The organism is Candidatus Omnitrophota bacterium (genome assembly GCA_030688425.1).
Lineage (GTDB): Bacteria > Omnitrophota > Gorgyraeia > Zapsychrales > JANLHA01 > JAUYIB01.
On record JAUYIB010000021.1, the window covers coordinates 70,910 to 97,602 of the forward strand.

The window sequence follows — 26,693 nt, forward strand, 5'->3', positions numbered from 1 at the left end:
TCAAATTTTCATTTCTTCCAGCATGGGTTCGGTGACGGAACGGGCCTTGATGAGGTTTTTAGTGTCGGGTTTGGGGGACAGCCAGTACTCCACATCAACGGGCGGAGAATTTTTGTGCTTTGAAAATGCCTGGATGAACCCGGCCGCCAGGGCGAGGATGTCCCCGGAGGGCCGGGGTCCCTTGAGGATCAATGTCGGCCCCCGCTTGTCCGGCAGCTCCATAATAATATCATCGGGATGGGCGTAGCGTTTCAGCGACTCGTTCTCTTCTTCGTCCCGGCCCAGGACAATCTTGTACTCGGGGCTGATGCGGAAGTGGCGTCCCCACTTGAGGGCCACGGTTTCCCGGAACGTCCTGTACCCATGCTGGAAAACGTCGCGCATGCGGTTGGCAAAATTTTGGTCGGTCAACAGGCATCCGCCGGCAGGCGGGAGGTAGTCTGAAATCTCATAACGCCGGGCGAGCTCGATCTGGTCCCTGCGGGACCGGCCGTTGATTTTCAGCAATTTCTCGCGATCAATGAGTCCTTCCTTCTCAGGGATGGTCGGATCCAGCAACTGGGCGCACAACGGGCGCAGCAGCCGTCCCTGGAGCCCGGTCCCTTCTTCGATGCGTTTCATGCTGTGCAGCAACTGGGACATCGGCCGTTGTCCGAGGACCTCCCCGGTAAAAATAAAATCCGCGTTGATGGCCTGCATATATTGCGCGGCGCGGGAAAACATATGGATCCGGCAGTCCACGCAGGGATTGAGCGCGCTGCCGTAGCCGTGCTTGGGGTTTTTGACTATTTCCAGATACCGTTCATCGAGCTGCATGACGATGAACCGTATCCCCAGTTTTTCCGCGGCTTCCTGGGCCTTGGTCTTGTCACAGCAGCCCCAGGGCATGGCGAAATAGACGGCATGGATCTCCACCCCCAGGTCGCGGACAACTTGCGCGGCCAGGGTGCTGTCCAACCCTCCGGAAAGCAGCCCGACGGCTTTGGCCTGTTTTTTGGGAGGAAGAATGTTTGTATTGGGGCTGATCATGGTTTGGTGCTCCTGTAATGCTGTTCAATCATAGAGGATTTTTACGCAGAATTCAAGCTGAATATGGATGGAGTCGACATCCTTTCGGGCTATAGGGCCCGGGCGGTCAAATATCTCTTGCATTCTCGTCATGATTTTGTTACCATTAAAACTCTAATTTTTTTTATTTTTAAACCCCTATGAATACCAAATCCAAAGCTAAAACGCAATTGAACGGTGCCGAGGCCCTGATCCGCTGCCTGGAGAATTTTGGCGTGGAGTATATTTTTGGGCTTTCCGGAGGCGCCGCCATCCCGATTTTTGACGCCCTCGTGGGGTCCAAGATCAAGCTGATCCTCGTGCGCCATGAACAGGGCGCCACGCACATGGCGGACGGCTACGCCCGCGCCACCGGGAAACCCGGCGTGGTGCTGGTGACCAGCGGCCCCGGGGCGACCAACACGGTCACAGGCATCCTGACGGCCATGATGGATTCCGTCCCTCTTATCGTGCTCTCCGGCCAGACAATTTCCTCTATGCTCGGCAAGGACGCTTTTCAGGAAGCGGACATTTTCGGCGTGACCATGCCGATCGTGAAGCACAGTTATCTTGTGAAGAAAACCAATGACATTCCGAGAGTGATCAAGGAGGCCTGGCACATCTGCCAGACCGGCCGTCCGGGCCCCGTGCTGATCGACCTTCCCAAAGACATCACCTCCGGCCCTTTTTCCGGCGACAGCATTGATCCCGAGATGGACATCCCGGGATACAAGGTGCATGACAAGCCGGGCAAGGCGGACATTGCGAAGCTGGCCAAGGCCTTTGCCGGGTCCAAGAAACCTCTCCTTTTGGTTGGCCACGGCGCCGTGATCGCGCGGGCCGGGAAGGCCATCAAGGAACTGGCGGAAAAATTGCGCGCGCCCGTGACCAACACCCTGCTCGGGAAAGGCGCGTTTCCGGAAACCCACCCCCTGTCGCTCGGCATGCTGGGCATGCACGGGACCGCTTATGCCAACAAGGCCCTGATCAATTGCGATCTCATCTGCTCCTTGGGCTCCCGCTGGGATGACCGCATCAACGGCAACAATGCGGAATTCTGCATCAACGCGAAGAAACTGCACGTGGACATTGACCAGGCCGAGATCAATAAAATTGTGAGGCCCGACGTACACGTGGTCGGAGACGCCCGTTTCGTGGCCGAAGAACTGGTGAAACTTGTCGAGCCGCTGGACACCGCCGAATGGCTGAAGGAATTGGATTATTACCGTAAACAGTTTCCTCTCAAATACGGCACCGAAAAGGGGCTGACGGCCCAGTATGTGATTGACACCTGTTTCAAGGTGACCAAGGGCAAAGCCCTGGTGACAACGGACGTGGGCCAGCACCAGATGTGGGCCGCGCAATTTTATCTTTCGGATTATCCGGATTACTGGATTTCCTCCGGAGGTGCCGGAACCATGGGCTTCGGTTTCCCTGCCGCTGTCGGCGCGCAGTTCGGCAAGCCGAAGGATCTGGTCGTGGCCATCGTGGGCGACGGCGGGTTTCAGATGACGCTTTCAGAGCTGGCGACCGCTTACATCCACAAACTTCCCGTGAAGGTCCTGATCATCGATAATAAATATCTGGGCATGGTGCGTCAGTGGCAGGAGCTCTTTTTCGAAAACCGGCTTTCCGGAGTGGATCTGGAAGGTAACCCGGATTTCGTGAAGCTGGCGGAAGCTTACCGGATCAAGGGCTTTCACATCGACAATGTCAAAGATTGCGAAAAAGTCATGGCGGACGCCATGAGTTATCCGGGCCCCTGCGTGATCCATGCGGAAGTCATCAAGGAAGGCAACGTGTTCCCCATGGTCCCGGCCGGGAAATCGGCGCACCACATGATCATCGAGCCGCCGACCACAAAACTTGAGAAACCGACAGGAAGCACTTAACGCGATGAACCCGTTACCCCCGACAGCAGAAACTCACATCATCAGCATGATGGTGGCCAATAAGCCCGGCGTCCTTGTGCGCGTGGCCCTTGTGTTCGCCCGCCGCGCGTATAACATCGATTCGCTGGTGGTCTCCCCTTCCATCAACCCGAAATTTTCCCGGATGACCATCACAGCCAAGGGCGACCCGGGCATTTTGGAGCAGATCATCCGGAACTTGAACAAGCTCGTGGATGTCCTGCACGCGAGCGAGCACGATACTTCTCTTTCCGTGGACCGCGAATTGGCTCTTCTCAAGGTCAAAGCCACTCCGGCGGCCAAGACCGCCGTGGCCCGGCACTGCAAGAAGTTCCATGCCAAGATCGTGGATGCGACGGAGAACACCCTGGTCATTGCCCAGAGCGGAACGACTGAAGAGCTCGATGAGTTCGAGAACCTTGTGAAGAATTATACGATTTTGGAAAAGGTGCGGTCGGGTAAACTTCTGGTGGCCAAAGGCAAGGAAACCACGTAAACGGCAGGATCAATTCCAATTCATCCGCAGCAATCCAATCTTCTCTTGCTTCTCTGTTTCTCCCGCGCTGATTCCGATCACGCCCGGCAGGTCTGTTACAGGCGTGACTTTTAGGATCACAGGCGCCAATCCCTCCATCGGAATTTTCTCCTGCAGGTCTTTCGCGGAGATCGTCAAGGGAACCCCTCTTTCGTCATAGCGGATTTTCAAGTCCAGTAAGGCCGGGTTCAGGTCGATCCCGCCCTTCTCTCCTTCAGCCATGGCGGTCTGCTGCGGAACGGTGCTGCGGAATTTCAGCAGGAAAAACTTTTTTTCTCTTTGCCACTCCAGGTACATTTGGTTGCTTTCGTAACCGGACCGGGCCAGTGATTTGCCAAAAACGGTCTCCGGATATTTTTGTGTGAGTGCTGGAAGCCGGTCGTCGGTTTTGGCCACTTCCTGATATTGGAAGAGGAATTGGCGGAGCTGCATATTGGCGTCGATTTGGGCCTGGACGCTGGGGAATGTGTTGCTTTCGAAATTGGCGATGATCTGTTGCGCTTCGTTGCGGGTGACGGGCGCGACGCCGGCCCGTTGGAAAGCGGGAAGCCCGGCCATGCGGCCGTCAAGATCGCCCTGTTGCGCAACAAATTTGGCCAGCTCGGTCAAGGTGGGGACGTTCACGATTTCCCCCTTGACAACTGCCCCGGCGGGGAGCTGCCTTCTGACAAGGGACAAAAACCCTGTCATGATCCCGCGGCGCTGATGGTCGGGATTGATGCGGATGAAGTCCAGGACGAATTCAAAGTTTTGCCGGCCACGGGATGCGAGGTTGGCCTTGATATCGATAGAGCCGGCATCGGAGTTGGATTGGGCGCCGAGGATGCGAACGCGGTAAGAAGGCGCGGTTGTTTCGGCCGTCAGGGGATCCATGGAAAATTTATATTCCCGGTCGCGGTCTTCCGGCCGGGCATCGGCGGCCGGGAGGGCCGCCTGTTGCAGACTTGCGGCCAGATTCATCAGGGTGGCTCTCCTTTCCTCCCGGTCCGGGAGAACGCCGGCCCGGACGGGTTCCGCGGAACCCGTGGCCACGCTGTCCATTCGGACGACATGATTGGTCGGGCTGAAACGCTGGACAAGGATCTGATGGTCGCGGAAACCCGCGTTCTGCCTCACCTGGATGTGCTTGGGGAATTTATCGTTCCCGGGCATGGGCTGGTTGGCAATTTCTGTGAGGCTGGGCAGGGACCGGTCTCTCTGGGCGAGTTCCTGGTATTGATAAAGGTATTGTCTGAGCGTGTCTTTGATCGCGATAAACCGGTCCGTGTCCCAGATGGATTCCTGCCTTTCGATCTCCATCATAATATTTGTCAGTTTGCCGGTTGTGACAATGGCCTGGGGGTTGTTCTGGAACTCGGGCAGTTGATAGAATCGGTCGTCGTATTGGCCCCGGTGGATGACCGCTTTGGCGATTCCCAACAACGTATCATTGTTGACGATCTCGGATGTCAGGTGGAATCCTTCGGGCATGCGGTCGTTGATTGAGCGCAGGAAGGCCGTGTAGAGGCCGCGATTTTCGTATGCGGGACTGACGGCGGACATTTCAATTTTTACGACAAGGTCCCGGTCCCCCCTTTCCAGCCAATTGGACGACACCTCAAAATATCCGGCCCGTTCGTTGGTCCGTGCATCAAAGATTTGAAATAGCTGGGTCCGCGCGGTCGTTTCCAGGGACGTGAATTCATCGATCTCCCTCTCCAGGCGAAAGACCGGTTCGGTCTCGTCCGGCGAGATCTTTCGCACCGTCAGGCTCGCGCCGTTTAGGGGAGTGAAAATTTCATTGAACAGCGCTTCCCGTTCCGCTTCTGTCTGGGGCGGGCGCGGCGGCTGGGCCAGGGCCCTGCGGCCTTCCAGCCGAACGCTGACACGGGAGAGCCGCTGGGGTGCCTGGCGTTGGCTTTCATTGAGATTCCCCCTGTCCTTGGGGGTCAGCATGGAATTGTCTTTGATCCGCAGTTTTTGCGCGGAAAGATCCCTGGCGATGAAACCGCCGGAATAATATTTTCGGGGAATCGGCTCCTGCCCGGCGGATTCGACGTCATCCCGGACATAATGAAAGACGCCCTCCTGGTAGGCCCGCAGGTATTGCGCGTAAATCCTGTCTTTGGCGTCCGTGTCTTCGGTCTCGACTCCCGCGATTTTGTTGCGGTCCACATAAACCGCTCCGAGCACGCTTTCCTTGAGCCTTTTTTTGAACCAGGCGGCCAGGATCAGGGAATGATAGACCTGCCGGAGATTGGCGAAATTTTGTCCCTGGTTCACTTCTTTCTCGAGCTCGGGCAGGATGATGTCCTTGACGATCTGGGAGGACAGATCGGAAGCTTCGGTGACCTCACCTCGGGACAGTTGCCCCGTCCCCGTATAGGGGTTGTCGAGGTTGTTGTCGCGGGCCAGGTAGTCCCCTTCCAGCATGACCTTCAGGCGGTTGTCCAGGACGTAAGCCGTGTTCCGGTGCTCATACACTTCGGCGGTGTCGGGAATGATCCATACCTTGTTGAATGTGTTGATGGGGATGCGGGTGGTCCCGAATTTTTCCTGGGCCTTGGCGTAGACCTGCTTCCAGAAATTTTTCCCCAGCGCGCTTTCCGGATAGATCATGGAGGCGGTGAGCTGTTTGAGCAGGTAATCCTGGGAGAGGAGGTCCCTCCCCATCTCGGTTTGCCCGAACATCTCCGGGATGATCTTGTCGTCCTCGTAAGGCGAAAGGTTGACCCACAGTTCGTCCTCCGGGACGGTCAGGGCGGCCAAGAAATATTTGATGAGCTTGCGGGATTCCTCTTCGAGGGCCGCGCCTTCCAGCGGAACATCGCCCCTGTCAATGATGAAATCCAGCTTGAACGGATCTTTGGGGTCGATGACAACGGCTTTGAGGAGAGGCGGCGTCTGGGCCGGGCTGACAGAAACCATCTGCCCGCCGGCCGGGAGCGTGAGCTGCTGTTCCTCCCCTTCCGCTTTTGCCGGTCCTGTGAGGAGGAGTCCGGAGAAAAAGAGAATGCAGGATAACAGACGGACAAGGGACACGGAGCGGGATGGAGTATAAAGAATAATCATAGGGATATATATCTAAAGGAAAGTATACACCGGCGCAGATAGTCTAATCAAGGAAGGACAAGGGAAATCTTAAGAGGCCTTACCGAGACTGCAAGGCAGGATCTTTGGCATCTCATTCGGTGGAAGGATGACCAGGGCGACTTCCACTCCCTCGGCGGTGTGCTCGATGGAACTGATCAGGCACCGGTTCCGGTCGATCCCTTCGCGGTCAGCTCCCAGATACTGGGCGGCGGCGGCCCGGAGGGCGTCCCATTCCAGATAGAGAATGAACTGGGCCTCTTCGTCCCGGATCTCTAGGTCCCGGGCAACGGTGATGAAGGGGATATCCAGAATGTCTGCCAGGTCCCGGCCCGCGCAATACTTGGAAAATCCGGACTGTGCGGTGATCTCGCGGCCGCAGGTGATCTTGGCGAAATCAAACGAGACGAACCTCTCGAAAGAGTCCAGTTTCATGTTGATGCCTGAGGAACTGTCGGAGCAGGGCATTGTTCCCTCGTTTGGGTTGCGATGTGCTGGAAAAGTTTCGATGCGTCCTAAGTATACTGAAACAGCGCCGGATATTCAAGTTTATTGACGGGGTACGCAAGGCCCGACCACTTCGGCGCTCTTCCCTCTAGGCGTCAGTCGCAGGGATCTTGGAAACGGCGAGACGGGGGTGTGCAGCCGGAACATTTGAAATGAGTTCCCATAAGTTTGTCTGAACAAGGAGATACGCCCTGCGGACCTCAACAATACATCGGCAGGCCCTTTGACAAAAATAATGATTTTCATGCTTTCGTCCGGAATGATAATCTCTTCCCCTGAATCCGCGCGGATTGTTCTCGCGGGACGGGAGCCTCTTGCTTCCCATCCGCAATCCGCCAGGTCGAAGAAATGCCCCGTCGGCACATCCAGGAAAAAGCGCGCCTGCTCCATTTCGTTGCCGGATGGTATTTTTTCAGGCCCGGCGTTTTTGAGCGAGATGACGGCTGTCCCTTTTTCAATGGCCCGGAGATACATCACCGGCAGGATGCTGGCATAATCGCGGAACGAAGGGTCAATGCCGGCACGGTATTCTTCGGGGTACGAGGACGCCATCCCCTGCGCCGGGTCGAAGGTGTACCGCGTGAAATATTCGGAGGAACCGCTGGGAAACGAAAGATAAACCGCTCCCTCCTGCCTCCGGCGGTCCAGGCGTTTTCGGGCATCCAGGATCGTGCGGCCGGTTTTGGCGGGAATCCAGTAATCCTGGTGGAACCGAATGGCGTCCGTGACCCCTTCTCCCGAATGGCTGACGTTCGACATCCCGATACAAGTGACGGCGGTCAGGAGGACCAGAAAGATATTCCTGTTTTTTTGTAAGGCCTTGGCCGACAGCAACCCGAGCGCCATGGCCAGCAACGCAATGTCGGGGTAAGGATAATAATGGCTGAAAAACAGAAGGCTTGGGAAGACCGCTCCGGGAGGCATGATGTATTCATGCAGGCCGCTGGGATGCGGCAGAAATAACGCCTTGATCAAAATAACGGCGAGCAGAAGAACCGCAATGTTCCGTGAGGCCTGATCGGCCCGGATGCGCAACAGGACATATGCGAGGATGAGGCTCGCGGCCCCGGCCAGGAGGCCCCAGGCCGACGCATCCCAGTATCCCAAATTGCGCCTGAGAAAAAACAGCCCTGCCGCCTGGAAGGTGTCTGTCAGGATGGCCGCGTGGGAAAAGTATCCCAGGTATGTCCGCAGAAGGTCCCCCAGATATCCCACGGACCCCAGAGGGTCATGGGCCTTGCGGGACATCATCAGGGTTGTCCCCAGGAGCAAGGCGCAAATCCCGCCGGCCGCCCAAAAAGCCGGGAGGGCCGGATTGCGCCAGGTTGTTTTCTCCGGGGATTTTAAGACAGCCAGCCCAAACACGGCCGGCAACAGAAAGACGGATGTTTCATCGGAGAGAACCGTGAGAACCAGCAGCCCTGCGAGGATGACCGTGTCCTTTAGGCGCCATCTTCCCTTCTGTGTCGCGATCCAAAGGCAGCTGAGCAGGAATCCCGTGACCACGACCAGTTTGGCGCTGCGGAACGGGAACAGCAGGGTCGAAATGGCCGTGGCAGAGTTGAGGAAAAAGCAGGCGGCCAGATATCCGGTCAGCCGGCTGCCGGTCAGGCGGACAACCGTGAGCCCCAGCAGGATGGTGTTCAGAAGATGGATCAGGCTGTGCGTGTAGTTATGGAATGTCGCGACCCCCAGGAATTGCCAGAATTTGAATCCCAGCATGTCTGCAAGGTAGGAAACATGGCGCAGTCGGAATCCCAGATAGTCGATCTGGGAGGGCATGAAGATTTTCGCGAAATCATTTTTGGTGACGCCGGTGTGATACGCGGGTTGGGTTTGACCGGGGTCAAGGGACCAGAAGATGTTCTGCCAGATCATCTCCCCCTGTTGGTAAAGGATCGGCAGGGTATTGACATAAAGAAAGAGAGAAATTTGGACCAGGAAAAGAAACGACAGCAGGGCAAGCAGGACGTTCTCTTTTTTCATAGGAATTTTATTATACCAGCTGTGACTGGTTCATAGTCCTGAAAATAGAAAAACCCCCGGGGGGATTCACCGGGGGGTTTTATGAGACTTTTTGAAGCTATCCTTCTTGTCTCAACGCCCTTACCACTCCAGCGCGCCGCCGGTTTGGTATTCGGTCACGCGGGTCTCGAAGAAGTTCTTTTCCTTCTTGAGGTCGATGACCTCGCTCATCCAGGGGAACGGATTGGCGGAGCCGTACAGCTTGGGGAGCCGGAGTCTCTCCAGCCGCCGGTCCGCGATGTACTGGACATATTCCCGGAGCTGCGGGACGTTGAGTCCCAGGACGCCGTTGGGCAGGCATTCCTGGGCGTAATTGCATTCCAGCTCAACGGCTTTTTTGATGCGGGTGATGATGTAATCCTTGAATTCCTGCGTCCATGCCGCCGGGTTCTCATCGATGATCGCGTTGATGAGCTCGATCCCGAAGTTCATGTGCACGCTTTCATCACGGAGGATGTACTGGATCTGCTCGCAGGTCCCGGGCATCCGGTTCTGGCGGCCGAAGGACAACATGCTGACAAATCCGCTGTAAAAGAAGATCCCTTCCGTTACCACGTAAAATCCCACTAAGTTGTCGATGAATTTCTGGAGGCCGGCCGCGCTCCGGGTGTCCACGTTGGCGTCGATGATCCCGTCCGTGCAGCTCATCGAGAATTCGTCTTTTTCGTAGATCTCTTTGTTCTCGCGGTACATGTTGAAGATCTCCGCTTCGTCCAGGGACAGGGATTCCACGATGTACTGGAAGGCGTGGACATGGATGGCCTCTTCGAACGCCTGGCGCAGGAGATACTGGCGGCATTCGGGATTGTCCACGATCTTGTAGATCGAAAGCACGATGTTGTTTCCGACCAGGGTCTCGGCCGTGGAGAAAAAGCCGAGGACCCGCTTGATCAGGTGTCGCTCATCCTTGGTGAAAAACGCCGGGTCTTTCCACTGCTCGATGTCCCTTTGCATGGAGACTTCGGTGGGCATCCAGTGGTTGGAACAGCCGTCGAGGTAAAACTGCCAGGCCCATTTGTACTTGATCGGGACCAGCTGGTTGACGTCGACGGTCCGGTCGTTGTTGAGGACCTTTTTGTTGTCGGCGGTGACGCGTTCGCGCGTCATACGGATACATTCTTGCGCCATGGGACAGCTCCTGGTTAAAAATTAAACGGTGGTTATCGCGCCCGCCGGTTATTGGCAGGCCTCGCAGTCTTCTTTGGACCCGGCGGCTTCCGGTTTCGTCGCGGCGGCCGGAGCGGCTGTTGTGGCCGCGGGCTGCGGCTTGGGGTCGTCCTGGCGGCGTCCGCCGATGATGTTGTTGATATATTTTTTGTCGGTGATGTCGAGCGTGCTTTTTTCGATGCGGGTGGCGCCCATGGACCGCAGGTAATAGGTGGTCTTGAGCCCCTTCTCCCACGCGAGCATATACATGTCGTTGACCTTCTGCCCGCTTGGCTTGGCCTGGTACAGGTTGAGCGATTGCCCCATGTCGATCCACTTTTGGCGCCGGCTGGCGGACTCGATCATCCACTCGTATTCGATCTCAAAGGCCGTGGCGTATTTGCGTTTGATCTCTTCGGGGATCCGTTCGATCTCCTGGATGCTCCCGTCGAAGTATTTGAGGTCGTTGAGCATCTCCTGGTCCCAGAGCCCCGCTTTTTTGAGGTCTTCCACCAGGTATTCGTTGACGACCGTGAACTCCCCGGAGAGGTTGCTTTTAACGAAGATGTTCTTGAAGATCGGCTCGACAGAGGCGGTCACGCCGATGATGTTCGCAATGGTCGCGGTCGGCGCGATGGCCATGATATTGCTGTTGCGGATCCCGTGCTTGATGAGTTCCTCACGGATCCGGGCCCAGTCCATCTTGAAGGACCGGTCCGCGGTCAGATACCCGCCCCGTTCCCGTTCCAGAAGGTCCAGAGTGTCGATCGGCAGCATCCCCCTGTCCCATTTGGATCCGGTGTAGGAGGAGTACGTCCCCCGCTCTTGGGCCAGCTCAATGGAGGCCAGAATCGCGTAATACGAAATAGCTTCCATGGATTCATCGGCGAATTGAACGGCTTCCTGCGAAGCATAGCTGAAGTTTTGGATAAAGAGCGCGTCCTGGAACGCCATCAGCCCCAGGCCGACCGGGCGGTGGCGCTGATTGGCGGTTTTGGCTTCGACGGTGGGGTAAAAGTTGATGTCGATGACGTTGTCCAGCATTCGCACCGCGGTGCGGATGGTTTCCCGCAGTTTGTTGTGGTCGATCCCCTGGGGCGTTGTGTGGGCGGCCAGGTTCAGGGATCCGAGGTTGCAGACGGCGGTCTCCTCCTTGGACGTGTTCAGGAGGATTTCCGTGCAGAGGTTTGAGCTGTGCACGACCCCGACGTGGTCCTGCGGAGAGCGGATGTTGGACGGGTCCTTCCAGGTCATCCAGGGATGCCCGGTTTCGAACAGCATGCTGAGCATTTTTCGCCAAAGTTGGACCGCCGGCATGGTCTTGAATTGCCGCATCTTCCCTTCCCGTGCCAGGGCCTCGTATTCTTCGTACCGTTTTTCAAAGGCCTGGCCGAAAATGTGGTGCAGATCCGGCGTCTCGTTGGGGCTGAACAGGGTCCAGTCGCCGTTATTTTTGACCCGTTTCATGAAGAGGTCCGGGATCCAGTTGGCCGTGTGCATGTCGTGGGTGCGGCGGCGCTCATCCCCCGTGTTTTTGCGCAGTTCGAGGAATTCCTCGACATCGAGGTGCCAAATTTCCAGATACGCGCACATGGCTCCTTGACGTTTTCCGCCTTGATTGACGGCCAGGGCGGTGTCATTGGCGACTTTCAAGAACGGGATGATGCCCTGGCTGCGGCCGTTGGTCCCTTTGATCCGGGCGCCCATGGCGCGGATGTTGGTCCAGTCGTTGCCGAGCCCGCCGCTCCATTTGGACAGCATGGCGTCGTCCTGGACGCATTTGAAAATGTGAAAAAGATCGTCGTCCACGGTTGTGAGGAAGCAGGACGAGAGTTGGGAATGGCGCGTACCGGAGTTGAACAGCGTCGGGGTCGAAGACGTGAAGCGGAAGGTCGAAAGGACATTGTAAAATTCAACGGCCCTTTCGTTTTTCTGGGCCCCTTCATTTTTGGCAAGCCCCATGGCCACGCGCATCCAGAAGACCTGCGGCAGTTCCAGGCGGCGCCCGTCCCAGTGCAGGAAATACCGGTCATACAACGTCTGGAGTCCCATGTAGCGGAATTTGAAATCCCTTTTGGCGTCCAGTTTATTTCCCAGATATTGCAGGTCAAAGCCGAGAAGGTCCGGGTTGAGGAGCTCCAGATCGACGGCCTTTTTGATGAACTGGGGAAAATACGTCGCGTATTCGGTCTTGATTCCTTCGAAACTGACGTCATGGCCGATGGTCTCGCGGTATTCCTTCAAAAGCAGCAGGCGTGCGGCCGTGAAGCTGTAGTTCGGCTCGACTTCAATGCAGGTCCGGGCGGCCATGATGTTGGCCATGGCGAGCTGCTCTTCAGTCATCCCGTTGAAGTAGTTTTTGACGGCCTCGGTGAGGATGTTTTCCGACGAAACGCCTTCCAGGCCGGCGCAGCATGTTTCCATCCGGAAGTGCAGGGCATTGAGGTCAAAGGGTTTTTCCTCTTGGCCGGAGGCCTTGAGGCGGATGCTTTTGACCCATTCCAGGGAGACATCGAGGCCAGGGGCTGAGGTCTGCCGGCTTTTGGCGCGGTCTTCGCGATACAGAATATATCTTTTGGCCACATCATGCAGTCCGCCGGCCATGAGGTTTTTTTCGACCAGGTCCTGGATCTCCTCGATGTGGATGGCTTTGCCTTCGGGCCATTGTTTGCGGATGTCGGCCAGGACCATCTCGGTCAGGTCTTGGGATTTCTGGACAAGCGGTTCCGTCCAGTCTCCCCCGTTGTGGGCACGCAGGGCCTTGGCGATGGCCATGGTGATTTTTTCCGGTTTGAAGGAAACCACCCTTCCGTCCCGTTTGATCGTAGTGTACAACTCAAACAGTGAGCGGCGGGCCGCGTGTTGTTTGCGGTATTCGCTATAAAGAGAAGCCGCCTGTTTGTACCCGTTTTCATAGAGCTGGCGGATGACTTCGTCCTGGATGTTCTCAACCGTGAGGATATTTTGCGCCGCTGCCCGTTCCTTAAGAACCGATAAAACTTTTTGTGTGACCATCTCCGCCTCTTGGGCAGCCGCGGCCGGCAAGGCGGCTTCCCGGGGAAGGCCGTTGAATTGTTTAAACGCGTTGCCGATGGCGTTGGAGATGCGGGTCACGTTGAATGCCACCACCTGGCCGTTGCGTTTCTGGACTTTCATGCCGGTGCCGACGACGGGGGTCTCGTGCGACATTACGCCTTCCTCCTTGCAAACAGGTTGAGGTTTTGGAGTTGATCGTATTGGGGGCCGAAAACAGGACATGGGCTAAAAAGCTGTTTAATCATACTAAATATGGTAGAGATTAATTTTGACACACAATATATAGTATTAATTGAGACAGGTTTTGTCAAGGCTTGATTTTGATTTTGGAGAATTTTACTTTGTCTGGTTTTGTCGACGGGTGTCCCACCCGGCCTGGCCGGCCGGATGGGACCGGTGATTTATTTTTTAATAATTGTTTGGAAGGGCATTTTCATTTTGCATCGGCGAAGCGTTTGGCCACAGCGCTCCAGTTGACCACATTCCAAAAGGCCGCGATATAATCCGGCCTGCGGTTCTGGTAATGCAGATAATAGGCGTGCTCCCAGACGTCCAGTCCGAGGATCGGTGTCCCCTTGAAATCCGAAACGTCCATGACCGGATTGTCCTGGTTGGGAGTGGATCCGATGGTGAGTTTCCCGCCGCTGGCGCACAGCCAGGCCCAGCCGCTGCCGAAACGCCCGACGGCAGCCTTGGCGAACTGTTCTTTAAAGGCGTCGAAGCCGCCGAAGTCCCGGTTGACGGCCTCGGCGAGCGCGCCCTCCGGTGTCCCTCCGCCCCCTTTGCCGGCCGGAGCGAGCAGGGTCCAGAACATCGAATGGTTGAGATGCCCGCCGCCGTTGTTACGCACGGCCCCGCGGATGTCGGCCGGAACGGCGTTGATGTTGCGGACAAGGTCTTCCAGGGATTTTGATTCGAGGTCCGCCTTGCCGGCGACGGCGTTGTTTAAATTGGTGACGTAGGCGTTGTGATGCTTGCCGTGGTGGATCTCCATGGTCTTGGTATCGATGTACGGTTCCAGGGCGTTATGCGGATACGGAAGATTCGGTAACGTAAAGGCCATACTTTGTTCCCTCCTCAATAATCTTCACCCGTTTAAGGGAGAAGCGTTGATGGTCGTTATGGGAGCTTTTTGACGGCGGCGAGGACTTCGTCGTAATTCGGTTCTGTCGCGACTTCCTTGACGAGTTGGATGTACTGGACCTTGCCGTCCTTGTCGAGCACAAAAACGGAACGGGCCAGCAGACGCAGGCCCTTGATCAGCACGCCGAACGCCTCGCCAAATGAAGCGTACCGGTAATCGGAAAGCGTTTTGACTTTATCGCATCCGGTGGCCCCGCACCAGCGTTTTTGGGCGAACGGCAGGTCCATGCTCACGGTCAGGATGATCACGTCGTCTCCAAGTTGGGCCGCTTCCTGGTTGAAGCGTTTGGTCTGCAGGTCGCAGATCGGCGTGTCCAGAGACGGGACAGCGCTGATGATGCAGGTTTTTCCTTTAAACGAAGACAACTTGACCTCGGACAGATCGTTAGTGGTCAGGGTGCAGTCCGGCGCCGGCTCTCCGGCCTTGATTTCGTTGCCGAGCAGGATCATGGGGTTGCCTTTAAGGGTCACGAGACCCGGTCGTTCCTTCATGATGAGCTCCTTTCCATGTCAGGGTGTGAGGTGCCGTGTGATTAGTTTTCAAGGACTTTGCGGTAGGTGACGGCCGCGAGGATCCCGCCGATGACGGGCCCGAGCCAGTAAAGCCAGATGTTGTCAAGCCCGCCGCCCAGCAGTGCAGGCCCGAGGTGCCGCGCCGGGTTCATGGCGGCTCCGGAAATGGGTCCGCCCATGAGGACACCCAGCCCCACGGTCAGCCCGATGAAGAGCCCTCCGACTTTCGGCGCGCGCTTGTCAACGGCCGTTCCGTAAACGACGAATATGAGGAAAAATGTCAGGATGATTTCGGTCAGGAGTCCCATGCCGACGGAAATCCCTTCGCCGAGCGCCGGGGTGCCCATGTTGACGGCGTTGAGAGCAGCGGTCGGGACGCAGAGCTTAATGAGGAAGGCCGCGGCAATGGCGCCGAGGCACTGGGAAATGACATAGCCGATGGTATTGAGGGCGTCGATCTTTTTGGCGAAGAACAATCCGATCGTGACCGCCGGGTTCAGGTGCCCGCCGCTGACAGCCGCAGTGGCGCTGACCATGACCGCAATCGCCAATCCATGAGCCAGGGCGATGCCGGTCAGCCCGGACTGGCCGCCGGTGATGTGGTCGGCAACAATGGCCCCCACGCCGATAAAAATCAAAGTGAACGTTCCGATACATTCTGCGACAAGTGCCCTGACGTTCATGCGTGGCTCCTTAGGGAAGTTTTTGATGCGGAATTCGTCTCAACCGGTTTTTTATCATACTCTTTTTCATTTTTTTGTCAACAGGAGAAAAACAGAAAAGTTTTCATTACTATGTTAGTCGTATATGTTAGAATTTTAATGAGGGCATGACTTAAGGAACGAAGTGAACGTAAGTCCTTGCGCGAACCCATTCCACTTCGCTCAGGGTGGTTTGGCCCCTCTGGGCCAAACCACCGCAGGGGCTCCAAAACCAGGAGAATCGCATGTTTATTTATAAGACCAAAATCCATCTCCACGACACCGACGCCGCCGGGTTACTTTTTTTCAGCAATCAGCTCAAGATCGTCCATGACGCCTATGAGTCTGCCCTGGACCAGGCCGGGTTCGGTTTTGACGTCCTCCTGCGGCGCAAAAAATATTTTCTGCCCATTGTCCACGCTGAAGCCGGATACAAGGCCCCCCTCTTTGTCGGAGACCGCATCACGGTCGAGATGACCGTGGAGCGGCTGGGCACGACGTCCTTCACGTTCGTCTACAAAATTTTTAACCAGAAGAAAACCCTCGTGGGCACGGCCCGCACGGTTCACGTGACCACGGACAAAAAAACGCGCAAGAAAATCCCTCTTCCCTCGGAACTCCGCAAGGCTGTCAAGACGCTATTGTAACCGCGTCAACCCCGTCCCTGTTTCCGCCATTTGCCGGAATAATTTTTTGGACACCTTGAGCCCCTGCGTGGCCTCTGCCGGCCAGAGGTAATATGTCCGGGGGATCTTGTAGCCGGACAAGGCGTTTCGCAGTTCCCGGAGGATGTGCGTCTCCGTCACTGCCGCGCCCGGAGCCGTATCGAGAAACGCCACCGGGCGCTGTCCCAGATCGCGGTCCTCAACCGCGACCACCAGCGCCCGGCGCACGCCGTTCAGCCGACCCAGAGCGAGTTCAATTTCCTCCGGGGAAATGTTTTCCCCTCCGCTGATGAACATGTTGTCCTTGCGGCCTGTGACGGTCAGCCCCCCTTCGCTGGATATCTTTCCCAGATCGCCGGTCGCGAACCATCCGTCGGGGGTCAACGGGCGGTGGATTTTATTCTCTGACAAATATCCCAGAAAAAGCGTCTTTCCGTTGACGAGGATTTCTCCCTCGGGAGAGATCTTCGCGTCCCGGTGGAGCAGGATCCTGGCGCAAAAATTTCCATCCGTTGTGATTGGCCCTGTTGCGACCTGGGACGCCATTTCCGAAAGGCCGTAGGTGCAATACACGTTTTTTAGAGAATGCCGCCGGGCGGCCGCGGTCAACCCCGGCGGGATCGGCGCGCCGCCGAGCAGGATGGCTTTTAAAAGTTTAAGCGTTTGCGGTCCATTCGGACGGTCCAGAAGCCGCTGCAGTTGCGTGGGCACAAAAGAAGCGTGCGTGATCTCGTATCGGGAAATCGCATCGGCCTGGTCTTCCTTGTCCTGCGGAACGACCACGGTCCCTCCTCCGAGGAAACAACGGAACATGATCCCGATCCCGCTGACATGGTACAACGGCAGAGACAAAAGCCACCGGTCTCCGGCTGTGACCGGGATGAGCTCATTGGATCCCAGGGCATTGTCATAATGATTTCCGTAGGAATGCAGGATCGCTTTGGGTTCGGAGGTGCTGCCGGAGGTGAAGATGACCGTCGCCTCCTGGTCAAAATCGACCACGGGGTCGCCTCCGGCGGGTTCGTCATCCGGGTCGCCGGTGAGGAGATATTCCGTGGGGAACCGCGTGCCGGGAAGGTCTTTGAGGGTTTCCAGCTCAGAGGACGGCGCGAACAGGATTTTGCAGCCGGTCATTTTGATCCGCGACGCCAGGGCAGGAACCGGTTCGCGCAGGTTTAAGAGACAGGCCACGGCCTTCAATCGGAACAGGGCCGGGAGAAGGATCAGGACAGCCGTCGAGGCCTGCGCGTAAACCGCGACCCGGGTCCCGGGCTGGATCCCGAGCTTTTGCAGCTGCCGCGCCGCTGCCGATATCCGGCGGTCATACTGCGTGTAAGTGAGGGTTTTTCCGCTTTCCAGGACCGCGGCCGCTTCGGGATTCCTTTCGACGGACCTGCGGACCGGGCATGGGATGGTCGTCATATCTGCAGCCGTTGCAGAAGCCGGAAATTGATGTTGGATTCGGTGACGGGTGAGTTGTGGTAGTCCAGGTTGCCGTTGGAAACGATGGGGTTCTGGATCAGGAGGTTTTCTTCAAACCAATTGACGGTGTCGAGCCCGGCGGCGACATAGTGCCGTCCCTCCTCGGCCATGCTGGCCAGGGCCACGATCCCCAGCGCGGACTCATAGCAGGAGCTGATCACCGGCAGCAAGGCCATCTGCCGCGCTTTCTGAAAAAGCTGCCAGGCGTTTTCAAGCCCGCCCAGGACCATGGGCTTGATGACCAGGACATCCACGCCTTCGATGGATTTGATCGTTTCAAAATCCGCTGTCTGCAGTGTCTCATCAAGGGCCACAGGTATAAAGGTCTTGAGGAAAAATTCCGGGATTTTTTCGATATCCTTGAACGGTTCCTCGAGATATTCAAGACTCGCCGGCCCGATCTTTTTGCCGAATTTCAGGGCCTCTTCGAAATCCCAGCCCTGGTTGGCGTCGAGCCGCAGCAGGACTTTGTCCCGGGTGATCTTGTTGACCGCGGCGACCTTGTCCGCGTCCTCATGGATGTCCTGGGACCCCACTTTGAGTTTCATGCTGCGATACCCGAGTCCCAGCAGGGTTTGGGCCTGTTCCACGACCTGCTCCAGGGAACCCTGCAAAAGACCGCACAGGGCCACGTGCCCGACGGGCTGATGATGCTCGTGGATCACCTGCCCCAGGGGGACTTTTTTGGCATTCGCCAGGAGATTTAAGATTGCCATCTCCGCTCCGAAGCGGACGGACGGGGAAAGTGCCAGCGATTTGAACCAGTTGTGGAAATGGCCGTTCAGGTGCGTGAGCCCATGCGGGATCTCCCGGGTCAGAAATTCTTCCTTTACTTGACTGAGCTGGTGTTCCGCCTGGATCAGGGTTTCCCGGCTGAATCCCGGCAGGGGCGAAATCTCGCCGAACCCGCTGGTCCCATCCGCGTTCTTGATTTGCAAAATAATGCCGTCCCTCGTGGCGGCCTTCGTCCCTTTGACGAGGACCGGACGTTTGAGTTTGAGGGAATAGCGGTAAGCGATAAATTCCGTAACGATCATAAGATCCACCCCGCGACAAAGACGACGCTGTATAAAAGGAGTAAGCGGCCTGTGGCGGCCAGGGTGTGGTTGAGGCGCGCGGCGTCCGTGAACGTGAAAATGTCTTCGAAACTCTTGATCGCAAGCAAGGGGAGAGCGACGCAGGCCAGGATGCCCAGGTGGTCCTGGATGAGCGCAAAGATCAGCGCGGGCAGGGCCCCGGCGAGAAGGACGAGCGCGAGGTATTCCCTTTGGGCAAAAACTTTTCCGAAGCGCACGGCCAGGGTCCGTTTGCCGGAACGGCTGTCCGTCGGAATGTCGCGAAGGTTATTGACCGCCAGGATCGCGGCGGACAAGAGCCCCGGCCCGAGCCCGGCCAGGATGACGGCGTAATTCATCTCAAAAGACTGGACGTAATAGGTTCCGGCCACGGCCACCGGCCCGAAAAAGACCAGGACAAAAATTTCTCCCAGCCCCAGATATCCGAGAGGCCTCGGCCCGGCCGTGTAAAAAATTCCTGAAAGGATCGAGAGCGCGCCGATGACCGCGATCGGCCAGCCGGCCCGGAGCATCAGCCAAACGCAGCAGGCCGCGGCCAGGAGAAATGTCAGGGTCATAGCGGCCACGATGCCGGACGGCGAGACCAGCCCGGCCTGGGTGACGCGGGTCGGGCCCTTCCGTTCTTCGGTGTCCGCGCCTTTCTTAAAATCAAAGTAGTCGTTGGCAAGATTGGTGCCGATCTGGATGAGGAGCGCCGCGGCCATGGCCACGGCCGCGCTGGGCCAGTGGTGGATTCCGTCGCCGAAGGCCATGCCTGTGGCCATCACCACCGGGGCGATCGCGGCGGGAAGGGTTTTAGGACGGGCGGCCAGAGTCCAGATTTTGAGTTGGTTTGTCATATTCTTATGTCAGAAGTCCGCAGTCAGAAGTCAGATGTTAAGAGTCAGAGGCCTGAAGTCGTTGTCAGATGGCGTTTTTTGCTGTTAACGTCTGAAATCTGATTTCTGACTGTTATGGCCTTTTCGGAAATTTTGAAAAGTCCGGTTTGCGTTTTTGGACGAACGCGTTGCGGCCTTCCTGTCCCTCTTCGGTCATGTAGAACAGCATGGTCGCGTTGCCGGCCAGTTCCTGCAGCCCGGCCTGTCCATCGCAGTCGGCGTTGAGCGCCGCTTTCAGGCAGCGGATGGCGATCGGCGAATGCTGGAGGATCTCCCGGCACCATTTCACGGTCTCTTCTTCTAGCCGCTCGTAAGGGACAACGGCGTTCACCAGCCCCATCTCCAAGGCCTGCCGGGCGTTGTACTGCCGGCAGAGGAACCATATCTCTCGCGCCTTTTTCTGGCCCACGATCCGCGCCAGGTAACTGGCCCCGTATCCGCCGTCAAACGACCCGACCTTGGGGCCGGTCTGTCCGAAGATGGCGTTCTCTGCGGCAATGCTCAAGTCGCATACGACATGCAGGACATGGCCCCCGCCGACCGCGTAGCCGGCGACCATGGCGATCACGGGTTTGGGACAGGTGCGGACCTGTCGCTGGAAATCCAGGACGTTCAGCCGATGCACGCCGTGCTCGTCCTTGTACCCGGCGTCGCCGCGGACCTTTTGGTCTCCGCCGGAACAAAAGGCCTCTTTTCCCTCCCCTGTCAGGATCACAGCCCCGATCTTGGCGTCTTCGCGCGCGTCGTTGAGGGCGTGGGACATTTCCTGGACCGTGAGGGGCCGGAAGGCGTTTCTCACCTGCGGCCGGTTGATCGTGATCTTGGCGATGCCTTCGGCTTTATGATATTTGATATCCGTGTATTTCCCGGCGTCTTTCCATTTAATTTTTTCGCTCATCCCTTGCTCCTGCGTTGTGAAGAACGGTAGTTTATCACAGATGAAAGATGTTTCAACCCTTCCGGTATTTTTTGAGTTTTTCCAGGATCGCTCCCTGGATATCCTGGTGGTGCTTTAAATTATCCTCGCGGGTGTTGATGATCTCAATGACGGTCGACGTTTTGGTTTTGAGCGCCTGCTGGTAAACGGCGGTAAATTCTTTGGGTGTTTTGGGGTGGACATAATCGAGGTGGAACAACTGGGCGGCATGGTCGAACGTGAGATGATGCGGGGTCCCGAAATATTTTTCGAACCCTTCCCCCACGTCGGCAACCGGAAGAAATGAAAAAATGCCCCCCCCGTTGTTGTTGAGCACGACGATAACAGCCGGCTGGTCCAGGGATTTGACGGTGCCCAGGGAATTCAGGTCATGAAGAAACGCGAGATCCCCGATCATCAGCGTAAGCGGTGTTTGGGCCCCTTTGGCAAATCCGGCGGCTGCCGCGATGTTGCCGTCGATGCCGCTGGCCCCCCGGTTGGCGCTGATGAGGACGGGATTTTTGTGCTCGGCCGCGTACATATCCATGTCCCGGATCGGCATGCTGTTGGCCAAAAATAAGGTCGAATCCGCAGGGAGATATTTTGACACCAGGCGCGCGACCGCCGGTTCGCTCAATAACGCTTTGTCGGTGAGAAAAGTTTCGATGGTTTCCTTAACGCCCTGGGACGCGCTTTGGAGCTGAAAACACGGCTTGTTGTCCTTGCGCGCGGGAATGGCGGCGGCCAGAGACTGGCAAATCGGGCCGATTTCCCCGTCAACCCGGGCCGTGACGTTGTGCAGCGGATCGTTGCGCAAAGGGTGGTTCAGGACCATGATGTATTCTTTGGGCCGGCGGGACTCGATGAACGGATACCATCGTTTGGAGGTCATCCGCCCGCCGATATGGATCACTCCGTCCACCGGGATTTGCTTCATAAGCTCATTGTCCAAGAGGAGCTGATCGAAGTAATGGATTACGTTTTGATGCTGGTTGCCCAGTCGCAGTCCCGAAGTGATGTCCGGTACAATCGGCCAGTAGAGCTTTTCGGAAAGCTTGAGCACGGCCTCCCTCTCATCCGGTCCAGACAATTTCCCGACAGCAATGATGCCGCTTTTGATGGCACGGATCCTCGCGAGGATGTCCTCCAGGCGGTCCTCGGGGATGGTCCGCTCCGGGACAACATAATCCGTGTAAGGGGTTGATCCGGCCAGCCAGCGTTCCAGCGGCTTGAGGTATTCGCTGAAATCGGCTGTCTGTCCTTCCGGGGCCAGCGGTTCCCGGAACATGCAGTTCACATGGACCGGCGCCGGCGGATTGGTCCTGGTCTGATGAACGGCCTGGTCCATCGTGGTGAGCACAAATTCCGGGCCGATGTCGGTTGTCGGGCACGGCATGTCAAAGGACCAGCGCGCGTAAGGTCCGAAAATTCCCGGCTGGTCGATGGTCTGGTTGGCGCCGGCCTTGCGCAGTTCCGGTGGTCGGTCCGCGGTCAGGAGGATCAGGGGCAGTTTCTTTTTTGCCGCTTCAATGACAGCCGGAAAAAGATTGGCCACGGCCGTGCCGGAGGTCGTGATGATGACCGCAGGTCTGCGGGTGGCGGCGGTGTACCCCAGGGCATGGAATCCGAGCCCGCGTTCGTCAAAGTGGACAAAAGCTTTGGCCCTGGGATTGCGGCTCACGGCCACGGCCAGCGGCGCGCTCCGGGACCCCGGCGCCACGCAGAAATAATCCGCTCCGTTACGGACCAGCTCTTCAACGATCAGGTCGGTCCAGAGAAAATTGATGTGGGAGGATTTTAGGAGATTCATTGTCGGCATGTTTAATTTATTGGCCCCGGCTGCCCTCATCACGGCGCAGGGCAAGGCGCCGGGGTTAATTCGGCCGCTGACTTACGTTCGCTATCGCTCCGTAAGTCATGGCCTCATTAATTCGCACAGATGATTTACTCCATCCCGTTTTGCGGGACTTCCGTAAATCATGTGCTCATTAATAGTGAAGCACTTTCAGGAAATTCCCGATCTTATTCTCGACCTCTTCCCATTCCTGCCCAGGGACCGAGCCCTCGACGATCCCTGCCCCGGCATAGACCACAAGTTCGCTGCCGCGGACGAGCGCCGACCGGATGGCCACGACAAATTCCGTCTGGTCGTTGCCGATATATCCGACCGGGGCCGCGTACCAGCCGCGGGAAAAAGGTTCGGCGGACCGGATGATCTCCATGGCCTTTTCCTTGGGGACGCCTCCCACGGCCGGCGTGGGGTGAAGCCGGTCGAGGATTTGCCAGTCTTTCACGGTTTCCTTCAATTGTCCCTGGAGGCAGGTGATGAGGTGGTGTCCGCTTTCCAGACTCAGGATATTGGTCCCGGCGTTCTGGACAGTCCCATTGCACACGGCGCCGAGATGAGACTGGATGGCCTCGACCACAAATTGGTGTTCGCGCTGGTCTTTGGCGGAGGCGAGCAGGTCCTGGCGCAAAAACCCATCCTTTTCATGCGAGGCCCCCCTGGACCGCGTGCCGGCGACGGCCTCGCTTTGAATGGCCCGCCCTGTCCGCTTAAAAAGCCGTTCCGGCGACGCGCCGAGAAAGACCGGCCCGCCGTTGAACTGGAAGCAGAAGTGGTAACTGGAAGGAGAAACGTTTTTGAGCTGGCGGAACAGGAGCCACGGATCCAGGGGTTTGTCAAAGGTGAAGCGTGTTTTGCGGGCAAGGACGATCTTTCGGCATTCATCGGTGCGGATGGACGCCAGGATCGTTCCGATCATGTCTTCCCATCCCTGCCGGTCCGGATCATCTTCCCGGATGACCATCTCCAGGGGCTGGACCACAAAATTATAATTGGCGTAGGTCAGGGTCTCCAACTCTTTAAGGATTTTCTCCCAGGTGCCGGGATCCGCGGATTTCAGCAAAACCGTGCAGGCCAGGAGGTACTTCCCCTCTTTGGTGGCAAGCTCAAATCTGGGGATCAGGAAACGGTAAGTGCCGAAATCGTCCCATTCCGTCCCGGGGTTCAGCGGGTCAAATGAAAAACCGCCATAGTAGCGGAGGTAGGGATATTGGGGCGGCAGGCATGGGCGGATTTTCTGGTCGATCATTTCATGATTTACAGGGCCGGCGCCGGTGATCACGTCCGCCTCCCCGATCCCCGCGATCGCGTAATTCTCGGATTGATCGGAACCGAAAATTTTGGTGGCTGACCGTTGCTGGCTCAGCCAGGCCAGGAGGTCCATTTTTTCCACCCGGATTTCGAAGCGCTTGAGTACGGGAGCCGGGCCCGTCCGTTTCGACGCTTCCGCGGCAAAGGTCCGGATCTGTTCGGCCAGGATCGCCTTGGCTTCCGGAAAATTGTGGATTTTATTCAGCAGGCTTTCGGGCATGTCAGGGCTTGTCCGCGGAGTAAATGGTCGCCGCCCCGCCGCAGAGCGGGCGCGCCTTGGGGTTGAGGAATCCGGTCTGTTTGAGAATCCGGCAGAAACGTTCTCCGCAGGGAAAACGTTCGGTGGTTTGATTGAGATAACGGTAGGCTTTGTAGTTGCCGCTCACGGCCCAGCCGATCAACGGCATGAACGCGCGTAAATACACTATGTAGCCGGCTTTCATCAAAATATTTTCGGGGACCGAGCTTTCCAGGATCAGCACGCGCCCTCCGGGCTTGAGCACGCGGAATATTTCCATCAGGGCCTTATTGACCGCCGGGATATTGCGGATGCCGAACGCGGTGGTGACCAGATCGAAGGTTCCCGGGGGAAACGGCAGGCCCATAGCGTCACCGTGGCGCAGTTCGATCTTTTCCTCCAGCCCTGCCGCCCGGATTTTTTCTCCGGCCTTGGCCAGCATGTCCCGGGCCAGGTCAAGGCCGTGGATCCGGGTGATGCGGGGCTGTTCCTGCGCCATGAGAATCGGGACGTCTCCTGTCCCGGTGGCGATGTCCAGCGCGGCGAGGCCATTTCCTTCCGGGAGGGATTGAAGCATTTTCCGGCGCCAGCCGAGGTCCATGCCGAAGGTCAGCAGCCGGTTGGCCGTGTCGTAACCCCGGGCAATGGAATCGAACATCTTCCACGATTCAGATTTTGGCAATAGGGCGGAATTCATGACCGTTTCATGGTAGCACAAAAATTTGACGGTATCAAAGGGGAATGCCCGGCGTTTGGATGCCGGTGTCAGTGGCCGGAAAGGTAACGCTCCGCGTCCAGGGCAGCCATACAGCCGGTGCCGGCCGCGGTGACGGCCTGGCGGTAAGTCTTGTCCTGGACATCGCCGCAGGCAAAGACGCCGGGGATGCTGGTGCGTGTAGAACCCGGCTGGGTCTTGATGTAGCCTGTTTCGTCCAGTTCAACCTGGCCGTCAAGGAAGGCGGTGTTGGGCTGGTGGCCGATGGCGTAGAACAAGCCTTCGGCTTCCAGGGTGCTTTCCTGGTTCGTTTTGACATTTTTGACTCGGGCGCCGGTGATCATCCTGTCTCCCAGGACTTCCAGCAGCACGGTGTTCCAGATAACTTCGATTTTTTTATTGGCCAGCAGCCGCTCCTGCATGGCCTTGGAGGCGCGCAAGGCGTCCCTGCGTACCAGGAGAAGGACCTTGGAGGCGAATTTGGTGAGATATGTGGATTCCTCAACGGCCGAGTCTCCCCCGCCGACCACCAGAAGGGTTTTGTTGCGGAAAATGGGCAATGCCCCGTCGCAGACGGCGCAGGCGGAAATGCCTTTTTGCCAGAGCCGGTCTTCGCCAGGGACATGGAGGCGCTTGGCTGTGGCGCCGGTGGCGATGATCACGGCTTTGGATTCAACGGTTTCGGAATCCGCGAAAATTTTGAAAGGCTTGGACTGGAAGTCGACCTTTTGGACGGTTTGGGTCTTGATGCGGGTCCCGCAGGTCACCGACTGCTGTCTCATTTGGTCCATGAGCGCCGGGCCCATGATGCCCGTTGGAAAACCGGGGTAATTCTCAACTTCGGTCGTGGTGGTAAGCTGCCCCCCTGCCGCGACCCCTCCAGCCATGAGGCCTTCGTACAGCAGAGGCTCCAGGCGGGCCCGCGCCGCGTAAATCGCGGCGGTATGGGCGGCCGGCCCTGATCCGATGATGACAATGTTCTCAGACATTAAATTTTGAACGCGTCCAGGATCCCTGTCCGCGGTTTTTGCGGTGCGTTTTGGGCCAGATTTCTCAGGATATCGTCGTAGCAGGGTTTGTTGGCGTCGCGGTAGTACAGCCCGAAGTAACGCTTTTTCTGCAGGGCCAGTTCAAAGGCCTTGACCAAGTTGCCCGGGTCATGATCGATGACCTCGGTCTTGTCGGCGATGCGCTTATCCGGCGCGATCCCTTTTTCGTTTTTGAGGAATCCGAACCAGGTCGTGCTTTTGTGGTCAAAGTTGAAGGGGTCGAAATGGGGGCAACGCTGGAGGATATGCACAAATGAAAAACCCTTGTGTTCAAACGCCGCCTTCAGGGTGTTGCCCAGGTGATCCGGGATCCAGTCGGCTGTCCCGGCCACGAATGACGCGCCCAGGCCCAGGGCCATCCGGATCGGATCGATCGGTTCGAGGTAAGTCCCATGCGGCTGGGTCATGGTGGGATGTTCTCGCCGCGTTGTGGGGGACGTCTGGTTCTTGGTCAGGGCGTAAAGTTCGTTGTCATAGAGCATGAAAACACAGTTGAAGTTTTTGTTGATCCCGTGGATCAGGTGGTTGCCGCCGATGCTCAAGGCGTCGCCGTCACCGGAATGGACAAAGATGTTCAGGTCGGGCCGGGCGATGGCCAGTCCCAGGGCGATGGTGATGGGGCGTCCGTGGATCGAGTGCACGCCGTAGGTGTTGTAATAATTCGGAGCGCGGCCGGAGCAGCCGATCCCGGAAATGTTGACCGTGGTATGCAGCTGCAACTGGGTGTCGACAACGAAACGTTTGAGTCCCATCGTGACCCCGAAGTCCCCGCAGCCGACGCACCAGCGGGGGTTCTCCGTGTGGAGGTCCTTGATGGTGATGGGCTGCCCAGCGGGGGCCGGGACGGGCCCGTTTGTCGTCTGTGTTGTCATGAGTTTTTCTCCT

Annotated in this window: 21 protein-coding genes; 3 read left to right on the forward strand and 18 right to left on the reverse strand. The window is 57.3% G+C overall.

The window, feature by feature from the left end:
* On the reverse strand, nt 1-1,029 hold the full coding sequence (locus tag Q8Q08_08985) for a hypothetical protein (protein ID MDP2654151.1): 1,029 nt from the start codon (nt 1,027-1,029) through the stop codon (nt 1-3).
* Between the two features lie 179 nt (nt 1,030-1,208).
* Here Q8Q08_08985 and ilvB point away from each other — a divergent pair, with 179 nt between their 5' ends.
* Nucleotides 1,209-2,939: a biosynthetic-type acetolactate synthase large subunit gene (gene ilvB / locus Q8Q08_08990; GenBank protein MDP2654152.1), complete on the forward strand. Its 1,731-nt coding sequence runs from the start codon at nt 1,209-1,211 to the stop codon at nt 2,937-2,939.
* 4 nt (nt 2,940-2,943) lie between these two features.
* Nucleotides 2,944-3,453 (forward strand): acetolactate synthase small subunit, encoded by a 510-nt coding sequence (ilvN, locus tag Q8Q08_08995; protein ID MDP2654153.1) that lies wholly within the window; start codon nt 2,944-2,946, stop codon nt 3,451-3,453.
* A gap of 9 nt (nt 3,454-3,462) precedes the next feature.
* On the opposite strand, the gene Q8Q08_09000 is transcribed toward ilvN, so the two are convergent.
* From Q8Q08_09000 to Q8Q08_09035, 8 genes are all read right to left on the reverse strand, one after another.
* Complete coding sequence (locus tag Q8Q08_09000; protein ID MDP2654154.1) at nt 3,463-6,543, reverse strand: hypothetical protein; 3,081 nt, start codon at nt 6,541-6,543, stop codon at nt 3,463-3,465.
* A gap of 69 nt (nt 6,544-6,612) precedes the next feature.
* On the reverse strand, nt 6,613-6,996 hold the full coding sequence (locus Q8Q08_09005; protein MDP2654155.1) for a hypothetical protein: 384 nt from the start codon (nt 6,994-6,996) through the stop codon (nt 6,613-6,615).
* A 114-nt stretch (nt 6,997-7,110) separates the two neighbouring features.
* Complete coding sequence (locus tag Q8Q08_09010; protein ID MDP2654156.1) at nt 7,111-9,054, reverse strand: hypothetical protein; 1,944 nt, start codon at nt 9,052-9,054, stop codon at nt 7,111-7,113.
* Nucleotides 9,055-9,174: 120 nt separating this feature from the next.
* A complete protein-coding gene (locus tag Q8Q08_09015) occupies nt 9,175-10,221 on the reverse strand; it encodes a ribonucleotide-diphosphate reductase subunit beta (protein ID MDP2654157.1) in 1,047 nt (348 codons plus the stop codon).
* Between the two features lie 48 nt (nt 10,222-10,269).
* A complete protein-coding gene (locus Q8Q08_09020) occupies nt 10,270-13,428 on the reverse strand; it encodes a ribonucleoside-diphosphate reductase subunit alpha (protein MDP2654158.1) in 3,159 nt (1,052 codons plus the stop codon).
* Between the two features lie 280 nt (nt 13,429-13,708).
* Nucleotides 13,709-14,338, reverse strand: a complete 630-nt coding sequence (locus tag Q8Q08_09025; GenBank protein MDP2654159.1) for a superoxide dismutase — start codon at nt 14,336-14,338, stop codon at nt 13,709-13,711.
* Nucleotides 14,339-14,394: 56 nt separating this feature from the next.
* Entirely contained in the window at nt 14,395-14,910 is a 516-nt protein-coding gene (tpx, locus tag Q8Q08_09030) for a thiol peroxidase (GenBank protein ID MDP2654160.1), read from the reverse strand.
* A gap of 41 nt (nt 14,911-14,951) precedes the next feature.
* Nucleotides 14,952-15,614 (reverse strand): MIP family channel protein, encoded by a 663-nt coding sequence (locus Q8Q08_09035; protein ID MDP2654161.1) that lies wholly within the window; start codon nt 15,612-15,614, stop codon nt 14,952-14,954.
* 263 nt (nt 15,615-15,877) lie between these two features.
* On the opposite strand from Q8Q08_09035, the gene Q8Q08_09040 reads away from it, so the two are divergent.
* A complete protein-coding gene (locus Q8Q08_09040) occupies nt 15,878-16,279 on the forward strand; it encodes a thioesterase family protein (protein MDP2654162.1) in 402 nt (133 codons plus the stop codon).
* On the opposite strand, the gene menE is transcribed toward Q8Q08_09040, so the two are convergent.
* The 9 genes from menE to Q8Q08_09085 form a co-directional block, all read right to left on the reverse strand.
* Complete coding sequence (gene menE, locus Q8Q08_09045) at nt 16,271-17,719, reverse strand: o-succinylbenzoate--CoA ligase (protein MDP2654163.1); 1,449 nt, start codon at nt 17,717-17,719, stop codon at nt 16,271-16,273. The two genes, Q8Q08_09040 and menE, sit on opposite strands and share 9 nt — an antisense overlap.
* A complete protein-coding gene (gene menC / locus Q8Q08_09050) occupies nt 17,716-18,816 on the reverse strand; it encodes an o-succinylbenzoate synthase (protein MDP2654164.1) in 1,101 nt (366 codons plus the stop codon). The genes menE and menC overlap by 4 nt, the downstream gene beginning before the upstream one ends.
* Complete coding sequence (locus tag Q8Q08_09055; GenBank protein MDP2654165.1) at nt 18,813-19,694, reverse strand: 1,4-dihydroxy-2-naphthoate polyprenyltransferase; 882 nt, start codon at nt 19,692-19,694, stop codon at nt 18,813-18,815. The genes menC and Q8Q08_09055 overlap by 4 nt, the downstream gene beginning before the upstream one ends.
* Before the next feature lie 112 nt (nt 19,695-19,806).
* On the reverse strand, nt 19,807-20,631 hold the full coding sequence (menB, locus tag Q8Q08_09060; protein ID MDP2654166.1) for a 1,4-dihydroxy-2-naphthoyl-CoA synthase: 825 nt from the start codon (nt 20,629-20,631) through the stop codon (nt 19,807-19,809).
* Between the two features lie 52 nt (nt 20,632-20,683).
* Nucleotides 20,684-22,468, reverse strand: a complete 1,785-nt coding sequence (gene menD / locus Q8Q08_09065) for a 2-succinyl-5-enolpyruvyl-6-hydroxy-3-cyclohexene-1-carboxylic-acid synthase (GenBank protein MDP2654167.1) — start codon at nt 22,466-22,468, stop codon at nt 20,684-20,686.
* A gap of 169 nt (nt 22,469-22,637) precedes the next feature.
* A complete protein-coding gene (locus tag Q8Q08_09070) occupies nt 22,638-24,026 on the reverse strand; it encodes an isochorismate synthase (protein ID MDP2654168.1) in 1,389 nt (462 codons plus the stop codon).
* Between the two features lies 1 nt (nt 24,027).
* Complete coding sequence (gene ubiE / locus Q8Q08_09075) at nt 24,028-24,702, reverse strand: bifunctional demethylmenaquinone methyltransferase/2-methoxy-6-polyprenyl-1,4-benzoquinol methylase UbiE (GenBank protein MDP2654169.1); 675 nt, start codon at nt 24,700-24,702, stop codon at nt 24,028-24,030.
* A 107-nt stretch (nt 24,703-24,809) separates the two neighbouring features.
* Nucleotides 24,810-25,748 carry a thioredoxin-disulfide reductase gene (trxB, locus tag Q8Q08_09080; protein ID MDP2654170.1) on the reverse strand — a complete coding sequence of 313 codons (939 nt, stop codon included), beginning with the start codon at nt 25,746-25,748 and terminating at the stop codon, nt 24,810-24,812.
* Entirely contained in the window at nt 25,748-26,680 is a 933-nt protein-coding gene (locus tag Q8Q08_09085; GenBank protein ID MDP2654171.1) for a thiamine pyrophosphate-dependent enzyme, read from the reverse strand. The genes trxB and Q8Q08_09085 overlap by 1 nt, the downstream gene beginning before the upstream one ends.
* Nucleotides 26,681-26,693: the final 13 nt, after the last annotated feature.

Coding starts and splice junctions, on each gene's coding strand:
- Q8Q08_08985 (MDP2654151.1), bottom strand. CDS start 1,029: ATGATCAGCCCCAATACAAACATTCTTCCTCCCAAAAAACAGGCCAAA.
- ilvB (MDP2654152.1), top strand. CDS start 1,209: ATGAATACCAAATCCAAAGCTAAAACGCAATTGAACGGTGCCGAGGCC.
- ilvN (MDP2654153.1), top strand. CDS start 2,944: ATGAACCCGTTACCCCCGACAGCAGAAACTCACATCATCAGCATGATG.
- Q8Q08_09000 (MDP2654154.1), bottom strand. CDS start 6,543: ATGATTATTCTTTATACTCCATCCCGCTCCGTGTCCCTTGTCCGTCTG.
- Q8Q08_09005 (MDP2654155.1), bottom strand. CDS start 6,996: ATGAAACTGGACTCTTTCGAGAGGTTCGTCTCGTTTGATTTCGCCAAG.
- Q8Q08_09010 (MDP2654156.1), bottom strand. CDS start 9,054: ATGAAAAAAGAGAACGTCCTGCTTGCCCTGCTGTCGTTTCTTTTCCTG.
- Q8Q08_09015 (MDP2654157.1), bottom strand. CDS start 10,221: ATGGCGCAAGAATGTATCCGTATGACGCGCGAACGCGTCACCGCCGAC.
- Q8Q08_09020 (MDP2654158.1), bottom strand. CDS start 13,428: ATGTCGCACGAGACCCCCGTCGTCGGCACCGGCATGAAAGTCCAGAAA.
- Q8Q08_09025 (MDP2654159.1), bottom strand. CDS start 14,338: ATGGCCTTTACGTTACCGAATCTTCCGTATCCGCATAACGCCCTGGAA.
- tpx (MDP2654160.1), bottom strand. CDS start 14,910: ATGAAGGAACGACCGGGTCTCGTGACCCTTAAAGGCAACCCCATGATC.
- Q8Q08_09035 (MDP2654161.1), bottom strand. CDS start 15,614: ATGAACGTCAGGGCACTTGTCGCAGAATGTATCGGAACGTTCACTTTG.
- Q8Q08_09040 (MDP2654162.1), top strand. CDS start 15,878: ATGTTTATTTATAAGACCAAAATCCATCTCCACGACACCGACGCCGCC.
- menE (MDP2654163.1), bottom strand. CDS start 17,719: ATGACGACCATCCCATGCCCGGTCCGCAGGTCCGTCGAAAGGAATCCC.
- menC (MDP2654164.1), bottom strand. CDS start 18,816: ATGATCGTTACGGAATTTATCGCTTACCGCTATTCCCTCAAACTCAAA.
- Q8Q08_09055 (MDP2654165.1), bottom strand. CDS start 19,694: ATGACAAACCAACTCAAAATCTGGACTCTGGCCGCCCGTCCTAAAACC.
- menB (MDP2654166.1), bottom strand. CDS start 20,631: ATGAGCGAAAAAATTAAATGGAAAGACGCCGGGAAATACACGGATATC.
- menD (MDP2654167.1), bottom strand. CDS start 22,468: ATGCCGACAATGAATCTCCTAAAATCCTCCCACATCAATTTTCTCTGG.
- Q8Q08_09070 (MDP2654168.1), bottom strand. CDS start 24,026: ATGCCCGAAAGCCTGCTGAATAAAATCCACAATTTTCCGGAAGCCAAG.
- ubiE (MDP2654169.1), bottom strand. CDS start 24,702: ATGTTCGATTCCATTGCCCGGGGTTACGACACGGCCAACCGGCTGCTG.
- trxB (MDP2654170.1), bottom strand. CDS start 25,748: ATGTCTGAGAACATTGTCATCATCGGATCAGGGCCGGCCGCCCATACC.
- Q8Q08_09085 (MDP2654171.1), bottom strand. CDS start 26,680: ATGACAACACAGACGACAAACGGGCCCGTCCCGGCCCCCGCTGGGCAG.